The sequence below is a fragment of the Chryseobacterium piperi genome (assembly GCF_002285635.2).
Taxonomy (GTDB): Bacteria; Bacteroidota; Bacteroidia; order Flavobacteriales; family Weeksellaceae; genus Chryseobacterium; species Chryseobacterium piperi.
This window is the reverse complement of sequence record NZ_CP023049.2, coordinates 2,127,783-2,147,188: the sequence shown is the minus strand read 5'-3', so window position 1 is coordinate 2,147,188 and position 19,406 is coordinate 2,127,783. Positions and strand designations below refer to the sequence as shown.

Here is a 19,406-nt window from a genome sequence, read left to right as displayed (position 1 = left end):
ACCTAATTTACTCAAATTATAAAAAAACAAAGTGAATGAGTTTTTCATTCACTTTTATAGATATCGTCATTATTTTTTCTTCTTTTCAGGGCTTCTATCAGTATTAAATACGATGATATTATTTGTTTTGAGACGATTGGTTAACCAAGCTTTTAGTTTTTCTTCATCTATTTTTGTTTCAGATTCATACACAAAAGCTGTTTCTAAGCCCGTTGAATCCGGAGTATAGTAATTTTGAAGTTTCCCAATCGCTATTTTCTGAACTTCAGGAAAAAGAATCTTTACTTCTTTCACGAGTTCAGGATTATCCATTTTATAAATATTCAGTTCATTCTTTAACTCGTTAACCTGTAAATCCTTTTCAGTGATATTATTTTTTTGAAGGTTAATTTCGCTTAGAATTTCAGATTTCAAATCGGCAGAATTTTGTTTAATAGTCAGATTAGTATTACTTATCCCAAAATCTTGTAAAGAAGCATTGAATTGTTTGATCTGCGTACTGTCAAATTTAGTAGATAAAAATACCAATTCGATTGATCTCGGATTTGAATTATAATCGACCTTTTTATAAATAACGGTATATCCCTTTTTAGAAAATTCCGTATTGATGAAATTCTCTACATTTTGGTTGTATTTTTTCTGATTCAGTAAGTTATAAGCGAGGTAACAGCTGGGAACGATCATTACGATAATTAGCAGTGAAAGCGCATATCGGATTCTTTTCTCTAAAGCTTTGTTGGTATTTTCTACAGCCCGGTACTTCAGGAATTTGATAATAAGAAAAGTAGAAATACAGATAAAAAAGCAATTGATAGTATAGAGGTAGAAGGCACCGGCAACAAAAGACCAGTTACCCGTTGCAATACCAAAGCCTGCCGTACACAGCGGTGGCATTAAAGCCGTAGCAATGGCTACACCAGGGATAGGATTCCCTTTTTCTATCCTGGTGATGGATACAGCCCCTACAATTCCTCCAAAAAAGGCAATCAGTACATCATAAATGTTAGGTGAAGTCCTTGCCAGCAATTCAGACTGAACATCTTTGAACGGGCTCAGGTAAAAATATAGGCTGGAAACCATTAAACTTACAACCGTAGCGATGATAAGGTTTTTGATAGATTTTTTAAGCAAACTAAAATTAAAAGTGGCCAATGCAAAGCCGGCTCCTACAATAGGGCCCATTAATGGGGAAATAAGCATGGCACCGATAATTACTGCGGTTGAGTTGACATTCAATCCGACAGATGCAATTAATATAGCACACGCCAAAATCCAGAGATTAGCTCCTCTGAAAGATACATTGCTTGTCACATTCTCAAGAACAAGGGCAGGATCTTCTTCTCCGGTATGAAGATTTAAGAAGTTATAAATCGTCTTTCTCATAAATATGTGTTTAATAAAGGTAAAAAGCGACGGGATGAATAGCCTTCAACCCGTCGCGTCAAATATACATGTTTAGGAGTAATTACAAAATACTTTTTTATTTTTTCAACCATTGATATTCAGGTTCATGCTGAGATTCAACGGTTAAAATGTTATTAAGAGATTTTGTTTTGTCGAAATGATAACCATTGATTAAATCTGCGATTTAGCAATTTAACAAATTAATAATTTTATCTTACTAAGAGATTTTTCCTTCGTAGAAATGACAAGGTATTCATTGGATTGACAATTTTACGATTTAACAAATCAGCAAATTTGCGATTCTGCCTTTTTGCCCTTATTATACCAAAGGTAATCTAAAATAAAAAGTACTTCCTTGGTTAGGTGCACTTTTTACCCCAATTTTGCCCTCTTGTTTTTCAATGAAATTTTTTGATATGGCTAATCCGAGACCTGTTCCATTCTGATGCTCTCCCGGAACCTGGAAATAGCGGTCGAAAATCTGACGATGATACTTTTCATCAATTCCACTTCCGGTATCGGTAATACTAAATTGAATAAAGGCTTCAGTTTTATCCACAAGGATATGAATATGTTCATCTTGAAAAGAATGCTTGATTGCATTACTCAAAAAGTTGTTCATGACCCAGACTGTTTTATCAAAGTCTGCTGAAACCGAATCGTCATCGGATAATAAATAGTCTGTCGTAATGGTTATATTTTTCTGCTCTGCAAGTTTTTCTACATTTTTAATTGCTGTAATAACGATTTCTTTTGGAGAACAGCTTTTGATATTCAACCGGATATTTCCACTTTCTACTTGAGAAAGGTTAAGAAGTTCTCCTGTAATGTCCAGAAGCCGCTGACCGTCTTCATTAATACTTTTTAGCAGTTCTTTCTGCTGGTCATTAAGCTCCCCGAACTTTTGATTTCCGAGCAATTGGACACCCATTTTTATTGCGGCAATAGGCGTTTTTAATTCATGGGAAATGGTTGCAATAAAGTTGGTTTTTGCAAAATCGAGTTCTTTAAAAGGAGTGATATTTCGAAGTAAAATTACTTTTCCGATGTATTTCTTCTCTTTTTCACCTGTTTTATTAATGTTGATAGGAACGATTTCCTGTTCAAAATAGTTTTCTTTATTATCTGTAACAATCTTAATAGGATCCTTTACCGGATGATCCATATTTTTAAGAAGTTCTCTAATCAGATCGTTATTGACAGCAACTTCATGTGCTGTTTTTCCGATGATCTCTTCTTTTCGGAGATTAGTGATTTTTAAAGCTTCATCATTGATCATATAGATGAAATTGTTTTCATCCAAACCGATAACGGCATCATGCATATTATTTACAAGGGTTTCGATCCGCTTTTTATCCATAAGCTGTATAGAAAGGGTACTGCTTTCATATTCCTGTAATTTTTCAGCCATAATATTAAAAGAGTTCGCAAGGTCATTGAACTCTTCACTTCCTTTGAAATGAACTCTTTCGCTATAATTTTTATTGGCAATCTGCTTGATACTAAAAGTCAGCTGATTAATGGGCTCTGCAATGGTTTGTGGTAAATTAAATAAGAGTGTAAATGCAATGAGGAAACATACCGTTCCTAAACTGACGATCCAGAATGTGGCATTCTCTGCCGTAATGATTGCGGTATCACTTTTTCGCTCAATTCCTTTCATGTTCAGAGACATGATCTTTACCAAATCTTCACGAATGAGCTGTTCTTTTCTATAATCCGGTTGTCTCAGATAGTTACTGAAATGGATCTTGAGATTCTGAGTGATTTCTTTTTCCCCGATTTCTGAAAGGTTGTTTTCCTGCAGTGCATTATTTTTCTCAAAATCTCTGACCGAAACAACACTGTCTGTGCTCATTCTGTCCAGGGCGACCAGCATATTTTTCGAATACTCCAGGCTATTGTAATTGGCCGTAAGAATTTTCTCGGTGTCCGATTTCAGTTTATTGATATATACAGAACCAATCACTGATAGTAAAACGATCAGTAAGAATAAAAGACCTACGCCTAATGTGAGTTTCGTTTTAAGTTTCATTACTTTTAAGATAAAATAATAATGTCAATCTGTCTTTCATTCAACCGGTTCATCAGTGTGTAAATCCAGCTGTAGCCGGAAATTCTCTGCCAGAGTTTGGAATGAGGTTTTCCGATACATACGGTGGTAATATTATGCTGAATTACGTAGTCCAGAATTCCTTTATGAACGCTGCTTTCCTTAACCCGGATTACTTTAGCACCCATTTCCTGTGCTAAATTAAAATTATTAATTAAATAACGCTGCTTATTCAACGCTATTTTTTCAGGATTTTCAGAGGGTTTTTGGACATATAAAACGGTCCATGGACTGTTATAATAACTGGCCAGACGTGCTGTTTTTCTGATAATGTTTTTGGCTATTTTTTCATTACTGCTGATACAGGCAAGAAACTTAATCGGTTTGAAATTTTCGGTTTTGATTTCAGTTTCCACCTTTCGTTCGACATGGGTAGCAACTTCTTTTAAGGCAAGCTCCCTAAGCTGAAGGATATGTCCGCTTTGAAAAAAGTTATTGAGGGCTGTCTGGATTTTATCTTTTTTATATATTTTTCCTTCTTTCAATCTGGTTAAAAGCTCATCAGCCGTCAGATCGATATTCACTACTTCATCAGCAAGGGCAAGGATTTTATCCGGTACACGTTCAGAAACCTCTACACCTGTGATTTTTTTGACTTCTTCGTTCAGGCTTTCAATATGCTGAATGTTCATAGCACTGATCACATTGATTCCATTGTCCAGAATCTCGAGGACATCCTGCCACCGTTTTTTGTTTTTTGATCCCTCGACATTGGTGTGGGCAAGCTCATCAACGAGTACAACCTCAGGGTGTTCATTAATAATAGCCTGAAGATCCATTTCTTCAAGATTTTTACCTTTATAGAAAACAGATCTTCTTGTAATTTCAGGGATTCCTTCTACTAGAGCCTCAGTTTCTTCACGCCCATGAGTTTCTATGTATCCAATTTTGACATCAATGCCATTTCGCACAAGGGAATGGGCTTCCTGAAGCATTCGGAAGGTTTTTCCTACACCTGCACTCATTCCAATATAGATCTTGAATTTTCCTTTTTTGGATTTTTGGATCAGTTCTAAAAATTGTTTTGCTGATGACATTGATTTTATTTTTTCTGTTTTATGACTATTGTCGTTTTAAAAGGTTCCTGGCACACATTTTTTCTATCCTATTTCCAAAAATATTAGAACTGTTATATATAATGATTCTCCATTACATTGCGATTCACTTCACTCGAACTGACGTTGGTTCTACAATTTCTATTCTTACACTAAAAAAACAAAACTTTTTAAAATTTACTATTACTCGATACATTAAACTTAAAATGACCAAAGCGGCTTAATCTTTTGTAATTTTTGTGGTTGATAGAAAGGACTTGATATTTTTATTTTATTAGAACCAAGCTGCAAGGCTTGTCGTAATGAAAAAATTACCCTGTTTAAACTGATCATTCTTTGCAAAAATAGCATCTTTTGAAGTGAAACTTCTTGCTTCTGTCCTAAAGACAACGTTCTTTAAAACAGCATAGTCGACATTGAGAGAGTATCCAAATGTTTGAAAACCATTAGGGGTTTCCGTATTGATAATAACCCCATTTTTGTCATTATAATATTCTACTCTTCCGCCTATAGCCCATTGGTTATCAATCTGGTATTTCATCAGGAGATTAGGACTATACCAGATATTGTACTGATCACTTCCTTTTGATTTCTGCTCTGCACCGATGTCGAATCCTAATACAGTAGAGAATTGCTCTGATATTTGAAAAGCTCCGTACAAGTCATGAAAATAACGCATTTTCTTATCTTCTTTAGTCTTGTCATTTCCTATGAATGAACTGCTGTTCAAAGTAACTTTATCATTGGGTTTATAGGTAACCTGGTGTCCGAAAGAGATGCTTTGATTTCCTTCGGGTTTGGCAATACGCTGCCATCCGTTCAATACTAATCCGCTTAGAAACCATTTTCCGTTGTCTGAAGTATAAGAAATTTTGGCCCCGGTCTCAAAATAAGGAGAGTTTTCAGCGGCAAAACTTCTGGTCAGGTTAATGTTATCTTTTCCGATAGCACTTTCCCAGCCAATATGAGATGGCATTATTCCCGCATCAATCCATAAGTTTTTATTCTTAGATATTTTGATTCCTATATTGGCCTCATTGACATAGCGTAAAGCATTCTGTTCTGCAGCCATATTATCCTGAGCATAAGTACCAGCCATTAAAGCTAAATTAGCTCTTAATTTTTCACTTTGATAGGTTGCTTTTACGAGTCCAAGGTTAAGATTCACCTCATTGTGTCTGTTGTAAGAATAGAGAAAGTTTTGACGGAGATGGTTACCGGGCTCATTAAAATCATAGGTGTAAAAAAGTTCTGCATAAGCAGAAAAAGTGATTTTAGATTTTGTAGCAATTGAATCCAAAGACTGTGCTTTTGCAAAAAACAGCCCTAGCAGCATCCCCGTTATGATATATTTTTTCATGTTTATTATAAATTTTAAAATTGAATCTGTTTAAACTTATGTTGGTAAGGGCAAAGAGGCTAAAAGGCTGAATCGCTGAATTGTAAAACCGTAAAATCGTCAATCCAACAGATGTTTGTCATCTCGACGAAGGAGAAATTTCCTTGCCCTCAACTAGCAACTAGCAACTCTCAACTTGAACCTCGTACCCGTATCCCGTCTATTCTAATCCATCCAGCGCAATATTGAGTTTTAAAACGTTGACATTTGAAGGTCCGAAAAGTCCAAGTAAAGGAGGGTTGGTGTTTCCTTTGATCAATTCTTCAATTTTTTCTTTCGAAAGGCTCCTTACTTTGGCTATTCTTTTTACCTGATATAAAGCTCCTTCAGGAGAGATCGCCGGATCAAGACCACTTCCGCTGGCAGTAACAAGCTCTACAGGAACCGGGGTATTGGTCATTTCCGGATTCTGCATTTTCAGGGTATCTATTCTCTTTTGTACCATCTCTAGGTACTCGGCATTGCTTGGCCCTTTGTTGCTTCCCGCACTTCCTGCAGCATTATAATCGACAGCAGAAGGACGACCATGGAAATATTTTTCAGAGGTAAAGTTCTGGCCTATATTGGCATAAAACTTTTGCCCGTTATGGGTAATAATTTCTGCATCTCCTTGGGTAGGCAATACTTTTGAACCTCCGTAAACAAAAAGTAAATAAAGACTTACAATAGCCAGCATTACCATAGTGAGTCTGAATGCCGGAATAATATGATTTTTCATTTTTTAAATTTTAATAGAATAAACTGATAAATAAGTCGATGATTTTTATTCCAATAAATGGAACAATAACGCCTCCTAAGCCATAGATCAAAAGGTTTCTGCGCAATAAGGCACTTGCTCCTATCGGTTTATAAGCAACCCCTTTTAATGCCAGTGGGATAAGGAAAGGAATGATCACCGCATTGAAAATAATAGCCGATAAAATAGCTGATTCCGGACTGTGAAGATTCATAATGTTCAGTTTCTGAAGAGCCGGAATAAATGTGATAAATAATGCCGGGATAATGGCAAAATATTTAGCTACATCATTGGCAATACTGAATGTGGTTAAAGTTCCCCGCGTCATTAGCAATTGCTTCCCGATTTCTACAATTTCAATCAGTTTGGTTGGGTCATTATCCAGATCCACCATATTTCCTGCTTCTTTAGCTGCCTGTGTTCCGCTGTTCATGGCTACTCCTACATCGGCTTGCGCAAGGGCAGGTGCATCATTGGTTCCGTCACCCATCATAGCTACTAGCTTTCCTTCCTGCTGTTCCTTTTTAATGTAATTCATTTTATCCTCAGGTTTTGCTTCAGCAATGAAGTCATCAACACCGGCCTTTTCAGCAATAAACTTGGCTGTTAAAGGGTTGTCTCCTGTGACCATAACTGTTTTTACTCCCATTTTTCTCAGGCGTTGAAAGCGTTCCTGGATGCCTGTTTTAATGATGTCCTGAAGTTCAATAACGCCCAGAACTTTTTCATTTAACGAAACAACCAAAGGGGTTCCTCCATTTTCTGCAATGGTTTTCACAGCATCTTCAGTTTCTTTTGGAAAAGGGTTGCCTGCTTTCTCTGTTAGTTTTTTTATCGTATCATAAGCCCCTTTTCGGATTCGGGTATCTTCAAAATCGATCCCGGAGGTTCTGGTTTCTGCTGTAAAGTCGATGTATGTAGGATTGGGAACCAGTAAATCTTCAGATTTTAGCTGACTTAATTCAATGATAGATTTTCCTTCCGGTGTTTCATCAGCCACAGAACTCAATGCAGAGGCTTTGATGAAATGATTCATTTCTACTGCAGCAGCGGGATGAAATTGAGTTGCCTTACGGTTTCCAATGGTAATGGTTCCTGTTTTATCCAGCAATAGAACATCAATATCACCTGCTGTTTCTACAGCTTTCCCACTTTTAGTAATCACATTAGCGCGTAACGCTCTGTCCATTCCTGCAATACCGATTGCAGAAAGCAAACCGCCAATCGTTGTCGGAATCAAACAAACGAAAAGTGATATAAATGCGGCAATAGTGATTGGGGTTTGCGCATAATCTGCAAAAGGTTTTAAGGTTAAAGTAACAATTATAAAAGTCAGGGTGAATCCTGCCAAAAGTATAGTTAATGCAATTTCGTTAGGTGTTTTCTGTCTTGATGCTCCTTCTACAAGGGCAATCATCTTATCTAAAAAAGACTCTCCCGGTTTGGTCGTCACCTTTACTTTGATTCTGTCAGAAAGTACTTTGGTACCACCCGTTACAGAACTTTTGTCACCACCTGCTTCGCGGATTACAGGAGCACTTTCTCCGGTGATGGCAGATTCATCGATGGTTGCTAAACCTTCAATGATTTCCCCGTCCATGGGTATCTGATCGCCAGCTTCACAAAGAAAGATGTCTCCCAGTTTCATTTCAGCGGACATTTTTAATGCGGTTTCCACCTGAAAGCCTGCCTTGTTTTCAATAACCATTTTGGCAGGAGTTTCTTCACGGGTTTTTCTAAGAGTATCCGCCTGTGCCTTTCCTCTTGCTTCAGCAATCGCCTCAGCAAAATTGGCAAACAAAACGGTGAAAAATAAAATAATAAATACTAGGAAATTATAAGTGAAGCTTCCCTGTGTTTGATCACCTGTTAAACTGAATATACTCACGATTAGCATGACCACAGTTCCGATTTCTACCAGAAACATAACTGGATTTTTAAATATAATTTTCGGATTTAGCTTAACTAAAGATTGTTTAATAGCTTCGTTGACCAAATCTTTTTGAAACAATGTTTGTGATTGATTTTTCATTTTTAGAAAGAGTTATATAAGTGTAATCAATGGTAACCATTAAGGTCGGTTAAAATACTAAGGAGTGTAATGGATAATATAAGTCAAGTGAATGTTTCAGACTAGTTTGAATGTCCTTCAATACTTTACTTCCTTAATGGGTGATATTGATTTTAATGGATAATGTTTTCGTTTATTTAGCAAAATATTGAATCTGCTCGGCAATAGGACCTAGTGTCAGTGCAGGGAAGAAAGACAACGCTGCAATAAGCAGGATCACGGCTAAAGTCATGAAGCCAAATGTAGCAGTGTCTGTTTTCAATGTTCCTGAACTTTCCGGAATGTATTTTTTCTGAGCCAGTAAACCTGCGATGGCAACAGGACCTATAATGGGGATAAATCTTGAAAGCAGCAATACGATTCCTGTGGAAATATTCCACCATGGTGTATTATCTCCCAAACCTTCAAATCCGGAACCGTTATTAGCCGAAGAAGAAGTAAATTCATACAACATTTCACTGAATCCATGAAACCCGGGATTATTTAATGTTTTAGCTCCGAATTCCGGGAGATAAGCAGTTAAAGCAGTTCCCACAAGAATTAAAAACGGGTGAAATAATGCTACAATCATAGCGATTTTCATCTCTTTGGCTTCAATCTTTTTACCCAGAAACTCAGGAGTTCTTCCTACCATGAGTCCACTGATGAATACGGCAAGAATGATGAAGATAAAATAATTGAGAATTCCCACACCGCAACCTCCGTAAAAACAATTGATCATCATAGCAAGAAGCTCATTCATTCCTGAAAGGGGCATTGTACTGTCGTGCATGGAATTTACAGAACCTGTAGATATTACCGTAGTAGCAATACTCCAGTATCCCGAAGCTGCACTTCCGAAACGAATTTCTTTTCCTTCCATAGCGCCCAGGTGACTATTTGCACCCATTTGTGTAATCAGTGGGTTCCCATTCGATTCATTGATAATATTAGGAATTGCAAGGGCCAGGAAGCCTATAGTCATTACAGTAAAAATGGTCCAGGATAATTTTCTTTTCTTCAAATAAAAACCTAATGCAAAGACTAAAGCAAACGGAATAATCATCTGAGTAACCATTTCGGTCATATTAGTCAGATAATTAGGGTTCTCAAGAGGGTGGGCAGAGTTGGCTCCAAAAAAACCTCCTCCGTTGGTTCCTAAATGTTTAATAGCCACAAATGCGGCAACAGGGCCTCGGGAAACTTCTATTTTTTGTCCTTCTAAAGTTGTGATATGATCCTTACCTTCAAAAGTCATCGGACTTCCGTTAGCAGAAAGAATAAAAGCAACTACAATGCTGATAGGAACTAATATTCTGATCACAGATTTAGTAAAAAAATCATAAAAATTTCCAAGTTCAGTGGTCGTTTTTTCTTTAAATGCTTTAAAAAGAACCGCCATAGCTGCCATTCCTGTTGCGGCAGTGACAAACTGTAAAAACATCAGATACAGCTGTCCTAAATAACTGAGTCCGGTTTCTCCGGAATAATGCTGTAGATTACAGTTGACTAAAAAAGAAATAGTTGTATTAAAAGCCAGATCAGGAGACATGTCTGGATTTCCGTCAGGATTCAGAGGCAGCCATGACTGGTTTAATAAAATAAAGAAGCCGATAATAAACCAGACTAAATTGATGGTAAGCATGGCAAAGATGTTTTGCTTCCAGTTCATCTGGCGGTTAGGGTTAATCCCTGAAATTTTATAAATGAGTTTTTCAACAGGGTGAAAAACGGGATCTAAAAAAGTCTTTTTATAGCCGTAGACATTAGCGATATATTTGCCTAAAAATATTCCTATAACTAATGTAATAACAAACATCGCTATGATGCCCAAAATTTCTGTATTCATGATAGATTAAAATTTTTCAGGTTTTATAAGGACATAGCAGATATACACAAAGGCTAGTATGGAAAGGAAAAATAAACTCCACATAATATTATATTTTATCAAAAAATTCAACTGATTTATACAAAAGCCAAAACATCACTGCAGCAAGCAGGAGTAAACTAATAAGCATCATATCTTTATAAAGATTAGGGTTAATAGGGTAAATAATACATACGATACAATCAGCAGACTAAAAGTGGAATGCTCCCGTTTTTTAAACGTTTTTTTTAAAGTTGTCATTTTGAAATATTTTATTCTGTATCTCTAATGCCAAAAAAAGATCCGTTTTGAGCAGATGAAGTTTAATATGTTTTAAATGAGTTGGTTATGCAGGATTTGAAATCTTTTGAAAAACAGAAAAGCCTATCAAAATGATAGGCTCGTTATTAAAATGATAGGTTTGATTTTATCTAAGCTGGTATTCTTCCAGTTTGCGGTACAGAGTAGCAATACCGATTTCCAGCAGCCTTGCGGCTTCCGCTTTATTTCCTTTTGTGTATTGTAACACTTTTTGAATATGTTCTTTCTCCAGAGATCTTATGCTTAAAGAATCCTTATCCGAAGCTGTCTTTTCAGAATAATGAGGAAGACTTTCAGCATCCAGAACGTTATCATTCATCAGGATTAAGCTTCTTTCTATCGTATTTCTTAGCTCGCGGATGTTACCTTTCCAGTCATTTTTTTCCAGGGTTTTATAATAATCCGGGGAAACCTGAACCGAGGTTAGGTGAAGTTTATGGGAGAAAGTATCAATAAAGCTTTTAGTTAATACTTTTAAATCTTCTTTTCTTTCACGAAGGGGAGGTAGGGTAATTTCAAAAACATTGAGTCGGAAGTAAAGATCTTCACGGAAATTCCCTTGTTTTATTTCATCTTCCAGGTTTCTGTTGGTTGCAGCAATTAATCTGAAATCTGATTTTGAAACTTTTGTTTCCCCCATTTTAATGAATTCATGAGTTTCCAGTACACGAAGTAGTTTTGCCTGTAGTTCAATAGGCATCTCACCAATTTCATCTAAGAATAGAGTCCCTCCGTTAGCTTCTTCTACAAGACCCTTTTTGTCTTTTATGGCTCCTGTAAAAGATCCTTGTTTATGTCCGAAAAGCTCACTTTCCAGAATTTCTTTACTGAATGCAGAGCAGTTGATGGCCACGAAATTATTTTTCTTTCGGTCACTGGCTTCATGAATAGCATTGGCAAAGACTTCTTTTCCGGTTCCTGTTTCTCCTGTTAAAAGAACAGTAGCATCGGTTAAGGCTACCTTTTCGGCTAATTTTCTGGCCTGTAAAATTAAAGGTGAGGTTCCTATGACCTGCACAAATCCTTTGGGAGTACTACTTTTCTGAGCAGTTTTAGATTTGTTGTCCTTTACTTTTTCCAAAGCTTTATATACCAGGGGAATAATCTTATCATTATCATCCCCTTTTACCAGATAATCATAGGCTCCGTTTTTCATTGCCTGAACGGCATCGGTAATATTTCCAAAAGCGGTCATCAGGATAATTTCCAGATGGGGATATTTGGTTTTAATGGATTTTATAAGTTCTACTCCGAAGGCATCGGGTAGACGGACGTCACTCAATACAACATCAAATTCATATTGTTCCAGCATTGTCATTGCAGAACGGGCTGTTGAAGCTTCTTTTACATTAAAATCCTCCTGGGAGAGAATCATTCCCAATAGTTTCAGGAGTTTTATTTCATCATCGATGATCAGAATATTTCCGGACATGGTATTTATTTTAGGAAAAACCTATGCAAACTTAAACAAACTTAGATATACAAACAGAATATTAAAGATGTTATTTGAAGGCAATTTTTTATTCAAAACATAGGGTAATAACTACAGATTAATTTACTTGTCATTTTGACGATAGGAGAAATCTCTTAATAATGTTTATTATGTATATGTGTATGGCTTACTTTATTTAGATTCCTTCACTTCGCTTTCTGAACTACTTTCGCAGACTTATCGTCTGTATTACTGAAATCGAAAATTAGATGTAGCCAATAACAGAACTGAGATGCTTTACAATTGAACGATTCTGCAGTTGAACGATTTTACAATTCCTCAATTTTCCCTTTTCGTCCTTCCTCCATTCTAAAGAATAAATGATCATCATAGATTGAATAGTAATAAAATTGATAAGCGTTCTTTTAGTATTCCTTACATTTGTATAGTATTCTGAATTTAAAGGAATCAAAATGATTTTACCTATGATTGACACTGAAAAACGATATAAAGAGACGATTCATACAGATAAAAACAATTACGAATATATTACGATTACCCATGACGAAAATAAAGTAAGAATGTATACCCTGAATAATGGGTTGAAAGTTTTTCTTGCTCAAAATTTTGATGCACCGAGAATACAGACTTTTATTCCGGTGAGAACGGGGAGTAATAATGATCCTTCTGACAATACAGGCTTAGCACATTACCTTGAACATATGATGTTTAAGGGAACCTCAAAAATCGGAACCACAGATTGGAATAAAGAAAAAGTTTTACTGGATCAGATCTCTGAATTATATGAAGAACATAAAGCAGAACAGGATCCTGAAAAAAAGAAAGAGATTTATAAAAAAATAGATGAGGTATCTCAGGAGGCCAGTCAGTATGCTATTGCCAATGAATATGATAAGGTGATTTCATCATTAGGAGCCAGTGGAACTAATGCCCATACATGGTTTGATGAAACGGTTTATAAAAATAATATTCCGAATAATGAAATTGAGAAATGGTTAAGAACTGAAAAGGAAAGATTTTCAGAAATTGTTTTGCGTCTTTTTCATACGGAGCTTGAGTCGGTGTATGAAGAATTCAACAGGGCTCAGGATAATGATTCGAGATTAGTCAATTATGAATTGATGGATGCTCTTTTTCCAACCCATCCGAATGGGCAACAAACGACATTAGGGAAACCGGAGCATTTGAAAAACCCTTCGATGAAGGCCATTCATAAGTATTTTGATGAATATTATGTGCCTAATAACTATGCCATGGTTTTGGTAGGTGATTTGGATTTTGAAAAAACCATTCAGCTTATTGATCAATATTTTGGAGTACTTCCCTATAGAGAATTACCAAAGAAAACTCCGGTTGTTGAGCAGGCTCTTACGGAAATTGTTAAAAGAACCGTGAAAAGTCCGACGACGCCAAGAGTTCAGCTGGCATGGAGAACTCAGAGTTATGGAAGCAGAGAAGCGATGCTGGCAGATATTGTTGTCAATATTCTGAGTAATAGAGGAGAGGCAGGACTACTGGATTTAAATATTAATCAGACACAAAGAATGCTTTGGGCACAGGCTTTTTCTGTAGGATTAAAACAATATGGTTACTTTTCCATTGTAGCTGTTCCTAAAGAAAACCAGACGTTGGATGAAGCAAGAAATATGGTTCTTGAGCAGATTGAACTGGTGAAAAAAGGTGAATTTCCTGATTGGATGCTGCCAGCCATTATCAATGATTTTAAATTGCAGAGGATGAAAGGGCTGGAAACAGCAGAGGGACTTGCTACCAATCTCTATGATACTTATATTAAAGGAAGAACATGGGAACAGGAGCTGAATGAAATGGATGAATATGCCAGCTTTACAAAAGAAGAAGTTGTAGACTTTGCGAAATCCTTCTTTCTAGATAATTATGTAATTATTGATAAAGAAAAAGGAGTCAACGATAAGTTGGTCAGAGTAGAAAATCCTGGAATTACACCTATTAAGATTAACAGGGATACCCAATCAGAGTTTTTAAAGCAAATGCTTGCTGAAAAAACCGGAGATATTCAACCTGAGTTTATCGACTACAATAAAGAGATTTTAACGGATACGATTAAAGATAAAAAGGTAAGTTTCGTTAAAAATAAATACAACGAGATTGCTCAGGCTTATTTTATTTTTCCTTTTGGAAGTGATAACGACAGAGATTTGGGAATTTCAACCCAGGTTCTTCAGTATTTAGGTACTGAAAAATTTTCTCCGGAAGATCTGAAAAAAGAATTCTTTAAAATAGGAGTAAGCAATGACTTTAAAACAACCAGTGATCAGCTTTTGATTTCATTAAGTGGATTAGAGGAAAATATCCAAAAAGGGATTGAACTGCTTCAACATTGGATGTACCAGATAAAACCTGATCAGGAAGTTTATAATCAGTTTGTAGAAACTGTTCTGGAAAACAGAGAAGCAACGAAAAAGGATAAAAACCGGATCATGACAGCTTTAACGAATTATACCAAGTTCGGGAAGTTTTCAAGATATACAGATGTTATTTCTAAAGAACAGTTAGAGAGCAGCAGAGTAGAGGAGTTTACCGATCGGATGAAAAAACTCTTTAAATTCCCTTATCAATTGTTTTTTTACGGAAAAGACTATAACCATTTCAAAGAATATATTGGCCAGTTTATCGAGCCGGCAACCTTAGAGATTCCTGAACCTAAACAATATCCGGAGCCTGAAACTAAAGGTCAGGTTTACTTTATAGGATATGATATGGTGCAGATGGAGATGAGCAAAGTCGGAAGAGGTCATAACGTCAATATCAATAACTTTGGAAAGATTAATGTTTTCAATGAATACTTCGGAAGAGGACTTTCGTCTATTGTGTTCCAGGAAATCCGGGAAAGTAAAAGCTTAGCATATTCTGCTTATGTTTCTTACGCGGCTAATGCCGAATCCGGACACCATGATTACGTAACTACCTACATCGGAACACAACCGGACAAATTACAGATCGCAGTAGATACCATGACGGATTTAATGAATGAGCTTCCTGATGTGGCTATTCAGTTTGATAATGCTAAAAATACGGCATTGAAACAAATTGCTTCAACAAGAATTACCAGAACAAATATCTTTTTCAATACATTGCGATTAAAGAAGCTGGGACTTGCTCATGATTTCAGGAAAAATATTTACGAACAGATCCAGAATCTTACATTCAATGATCTTAAGTCTTTTTATCATACTGAGATTAAGCCTCTGCATTTCAATACGGCTATTATTGGTAAAAAAGAAAACCTCGATATGAATGCGGTCAATGAAATGGGAACATTTAAAGAAGTTAGTTTAAAAGATATTTTTGGACACTAGATACCATTTCAAAAGCCAAAAACTTTACAATACATTATTTTTTAGTTACGAATGAACGAATAAATGAATTCATGACTAAAATGCCAAAGAAGCAGCCTCACACTGGGGTTGCTTCTTTGTTTTATCCTATTATTCTGAAAAAGTTACTCTACTTATACTTATTTCTTTCCTTACTAATCGCTTTTTGATAATTCAATCGATTATAAACAAACTTTTACTCTTTTGCTATAAATTGTCTGATGACAAATTTTATGATGCCAAAGCTCTTTATTGATGTTATTTTTCTGTAAAAAAATTAATGTTTTTAATAGTAAAAATTAATATGAGATTAACAATTTTATAACATCTATAAAATGCTTATTTGTAAATATTTAATCAAATTTGTTTGTTGAAATTTACAAATAGTAAACATGAAATTTGATAACTCCTCTTATAAAATTAATGTTCCAAATCTCGAATATATTAGTGGTGATAATTTCATTTCTAATTTCTCATGGTTATTATTACGGAGGTATAAAATAGAGCCATTGATCTTTCTTTTCTATTTGTTGTGAATGATGCTCATCTGTTAAAAATAAATTCTAATAATAAAATTAAACCATGAGAAGAAGCTCGTTAATTGCAGCAGGCTCTTTGAGGGCAGCTATTGTATTTTTCACCTGTACCTCCTACACAGCAATAGCTCAGCAAACGCTTTTAAAGAAAGAAAATTCTAAAAAAAATGACACACTGGAAAAATCTAAAGATATAGATGAGGTGGTAGTTGTAGGTTTTGGAAAGCAAAAGAAAATTAATCTTACCGGTGCGGTGGATATGGTTTCGGGGAAAAAACTGGAAAACAGACCTATAACCAATATTGGTGCGGGACTCCAAGGGCTTATTCCCAACCTGAATATCACTATTGATAACGGAAGAGCAACATCAGGAACCAACTTTAATATAAGAGGTTTTACGAGTGTAAATGGAGGCAATCCACTGATACTAGTAGATAACGTACCTTATAGTGGAGAGGAGCTGACAAGATTGAATCCCGCAGATATAGAAAATGTATCTGTTTTGAAAGATGCATCTTCCGCTGCAATATATGGAGCAAGAGCAGCATTTGGTGTGGTATTGATCACCACAAAAAGTGCAAAAGGAGGACAGCTTAACGTATCTGTCAATACCAATACAGCTTACAGAACAATCGGCAAATTACCGGAGCTGGTAACTGACCCTTTAACCGTTATGCAATATAAGCACGATGCTGCAACTCCATTGTATAATTTATATCCTGAAAATGAAAGAGAATATGCCAGGCAGATTGCAAACAATCCTAATCTTCCACGTGTTATTCTGAATCCTTCAGATCCAACCTCGTGGGCTTATTACGGATCTACCAATTGGTTAAAAGAAGCTTATAATTCAATAGCACCTACCTACACTACTAATATGAGTATTTCCAGGAAGATGGAGAAAGTGGGTTATCTGCTTTCAGGAGAATATTACCGCCAGGATGGAATGCTTCGATACGGAAATGATATCTATAATAGATATAATATGAGAGGAAAAGTAGATCTTAATATTAATCCATGGCTGGATTTATCTACCAATACAGCATTTACATTTTCAGATTATGATTCTCCTGTTTTCATTGATAACAATTTTTTCTGGAACGTTAATCGGACACCGTCGTTAAGTGTACTCAGGAACCCCGATGGTAGCTGGACAAATGATGGAGCAAATATTTTGGGAAGATTACAGGATGGAGGACGGTCAAAGAATGAATACAGGCAGACGCAGATCTCTTTTGTGGCCAATGCTTCACTTATCAAAAAAATATGGGATTTAAAAGCTGAAGCAACGTTTAGAAATACATCGTCACTTATCCGTTCTTATGATATTCCGGTAGCTTATGAAACAGGACCTGACAAACCCATCTCTTACACCGGAGCTACAACCTCGTGGGCAAAGAATGAAAATATGTCCGGAAGGTATTATGTATATAATTTGTATACTGATTTTCATAAGAACTTTGGAGGCCACTACCTCCAGTTATTAGGAGGCTTTAACCAGGAATATACTAAGTACAGCTATTTTTCAGCCAAAAAAAATAATATTTTATCTACTTCCCTGCCTTCCATAGGACTGAGTACCGGAACCATGGAGGAAACAGAAAATATTATAGAATGGGCTTTGCAGGGCGTATATTACAGGGCAGCATATAATTTTAAGAATAAATACCTGGTAGAATTAAACGGTCGTTATGATGGTTCTTCCCGGTTTCCTAAAGGAAAACGCTGGGGATTCTTCCCATCGGCATCTGCCGGTTGGGTACTGTCGGATGAGAGCTTCTTCTCCGGTATAAAGAACGCTTTAGGCTTTAATTTATTAAAATTCAGAGGATCATATGGATCTCTAGGAAACCAGGATCTTCTGGATAGAAATAAGAATACCATTGCATATCCATATATTCCGACAATGACCACGGGAACCGTAGGGCAAATATTAGGAAATACACGTCCTATTGGTGTTTATGCGCCGGGAGCTGTTTCCGATAATTTTACCTGGGAAAATGTTTCTACCATTAACTTTGGTGTAGACCTTTCCCTTTTTAATAATAGGTTACAATTAAATTTCGATAAATATACCCGCTATACTAAAGATATGCTGGTTCCGGGGAAGATTCTTCCCAATGTGTTTGGGACGACAGAACCTAAAGTAAATGCAGGAGATCTTAAAACTAAAGGCTGGGAGTTCAGATTGGGCTGGAATGATCAATTCAACATGGGTGGCTCTCCCTTCCACTATAATGTCACTTTTGTACTTGCAGACAGCCGATCATTTATTACCAAGTTTGATAATCCCGGGAAATTGCTGTCGGGATACTATGAAGGTCAGGAAATCGGAGAGATTTGGGGAGCGGATATAGAAGGTTTCTTTAAAGATGAAGCTGATATTAAAAATCATCCTAATCAAACGGCAATGGGAACTGATGACCAATCCTATAAATTCTATCCTGGTGATCCCAAATTCAGAGATCGTAACGGGGATGGAAAAGTAGATGTGGGTGACAAAACCGTGAATAATCCTGGAGATTTATATGTTGTGGGAAATACTTCAGCCCGTTTTCCATTCAGCCTGGATCTTTCAGGAGACTGGAAGGGAATAGATCTCCGTATCTTCCTGCAGGGAGTGGGCAAAAGAGACTGGTATCCTGGTGCAAGCACTATTTATTTCTGGGGTGTTTATGCTCAGCCATGGACTAATGTTACTCAGCAGAACTTGGATCACTGGACACCGGAAAATCCCAATGCATATTTCCCTGCAGTAAGGGCATATACTGCAGAAGATGATATGCAACAATTAGGTATTCCTAATAAAAGATACATGCAGGACGCTTCTTATGTCCGTGTAAAGAACATTACTATTGGCTATTCCTTGCCATTGAAAGAGACATCCAAAGTACATTTTAATAAGATCCGTTTTTATTTCAGTGCTGAGAACATTTTTGAACTGTCACACCTCAAAGTAAAACTGGATCCTGAAACTCTTGGACAAGCTGCCTATCCCTTCCAGCGTACCTATTCTTTTGGTATGAATCTAAACTTTTAATGCCTCAAAACTTATAATAATGAAACTAAATACTTAGAGCCTGTTTAAAAAAGTAATAATAAAAAATAGTAAGGGT

Annotated in this window: 10 protein-coding genes; 2 read left to right on the top strand and 8 right to left on the bottom strand. The window is 36.3% G+C overall.

What is annotated here, in order from left to right; all coding sequences use genetic code 11:
- Nucleotides 1–69: 69 nt before the first annotated feature.
- The 8 genes from CJF12_RS09245 to CJF12_RS09200 all read right to left on the bottom strand — a co-directional run bounded on the left by CJF12_RS09245 (nucleotide 70) and on the right by CJF12_RS09200 (nucleotide 12,377).
- A complete protein-coding gene (locus CJF12_RS09245; RefSeq protein WP_034685861.1) occupies nucleotides 70–1,383 on the bottom strand; it encodes a DUF389 domain-containing protein in 1,314 nt (437 codons plus the stop codon).
- Between the two features lie 340 nt (nucleotides 1,384–1,723).
- Nucleotides 1,724–3,439: a HAMP domain-containing sensor histidine kinase gene (locus CJF12_RS09240; protein WP_034685863.1), complete on the bottom strand. Its 1,716-nt coding sequence runs from the start codon at nucleotides 3,437–3,439 to the stop codon at nucleotides 1,724–1,726.
- A 5-nt stretch (nucleotides 3,440–3,444) separates the two neighbouring features.
- Complete coding sequence (locus CJF12_RS09235; protein WP_034685864.1) at nucleotides 3,445–4,554, bottom strand: histidine kinase; 1,110 nt, start codon at nucleotides 4,552–4,554, stop codon at nucleotides 3,445–3,447.
- Nucleotides 4,555–4,846: 292 nt separating this feature from the next.
- Nucleotides 4,847–5,932, bottom strand: coding sequence for a porin (locus tag CJF12_RS09225; RefSeq protein WP_084675667.1), 1,086 nt, complete (start codon nucleotides 5,930–5,932; stop codon nucleotides 4,847–4,849).
- A 199-nt stretch (nucleotides 5,933–6,131) separates the two neighbouring features.
- Nucleotides 6,132–6,689 carry a K(+)-transporting ATPase subunit C gene (kdpC, locus tag CJF12_RS09220; protein WP_034685865.1) on the bottom strand — a complete coding sequence of 186 codons (558 nt, stop codon included), beginning with the start codon at nucleotides 6,687–6,689 and terminating at the stop codon, nucleotides 6,132–6,134.
- 10 nt (nucleotides 6,690–6,699) lie between these two features.
- A complete protein-coding gene (gene kdpB, locus CJF12_RS09215) occupies nucleotides 6,700–8,739 on the bottom strand; it encodes a potassium-transporting ATPase subunit KdpB (protein ID WP_034685866.1) in 2,040 nt (679 codons plus the stop codon).
- 172 nt (nucleotides 8,740–8,911) lie between these two features.
- On the bottom strand, nucleotides 8,912–10,606 hold the full coding sequence (kdpA, locus tag CJF12_RS09210; RefSeq protein WP_034685868.1) for a potassium-transporting ATPase subunit KdpA: 1,695 nt from the start codon (nucleotides 10,604–10,606) through the stop codon (nucleotides 8,912–8,914).
- Nucleotides 10,607–11,051: 445 nt separating this feature from the next.
- Nucleotides 11,052–12,377, bottom strand: coding sequence for a sigma-54-dependent transcriptional regulator (locus tag CJF12_RS09200; RefSeq protein ID WP_034685870.1), 1,326 nt, complete (start codon nucleotides 12,375–12,377; stop codon nucleotides 11,052–11,054).
- Between the two features lie 485 nt (nucleotides 12,378–12,862).
- Here CJF12_RS09200 and CJF12_RS09190 point away from each other — a divergent pair, with 485 nt between their 5' ends.
- Both CJF12_RS09190 and CJF12_RS09185 read left to right on the top strand, forming a co-directional pair.
- Nucleotides 12,863–15,736: a M16 family metallopeptidase gene (locus CJF12_RS09190; RefSeq protein WP_051887331.1), complete on the top strand. Its 2,874-nt coding sequence runs from the start codon at nucleotides 12,863–12,865 to the stop codon at nucleotides 15,734–15,736.
- 600 nt (nucleotides 15,737–16,336) lie between these two features.
- Nucleotides 16,337–19,330 (top strand): SusC/RagA family TonB-linked outer membrane protein, encoded by a 2,994-nt coding sequence (locus tag CJF12_RS09185; protein ID WP_034685875.1) that lies wholly within the window; start codon nucleotides 16,337–16,339, stop codon nucleotides 19,328–19,330.
- The last annotated feature ends 76 nt before the right edge of the window (nucleotides 19,331–19,406 follow it).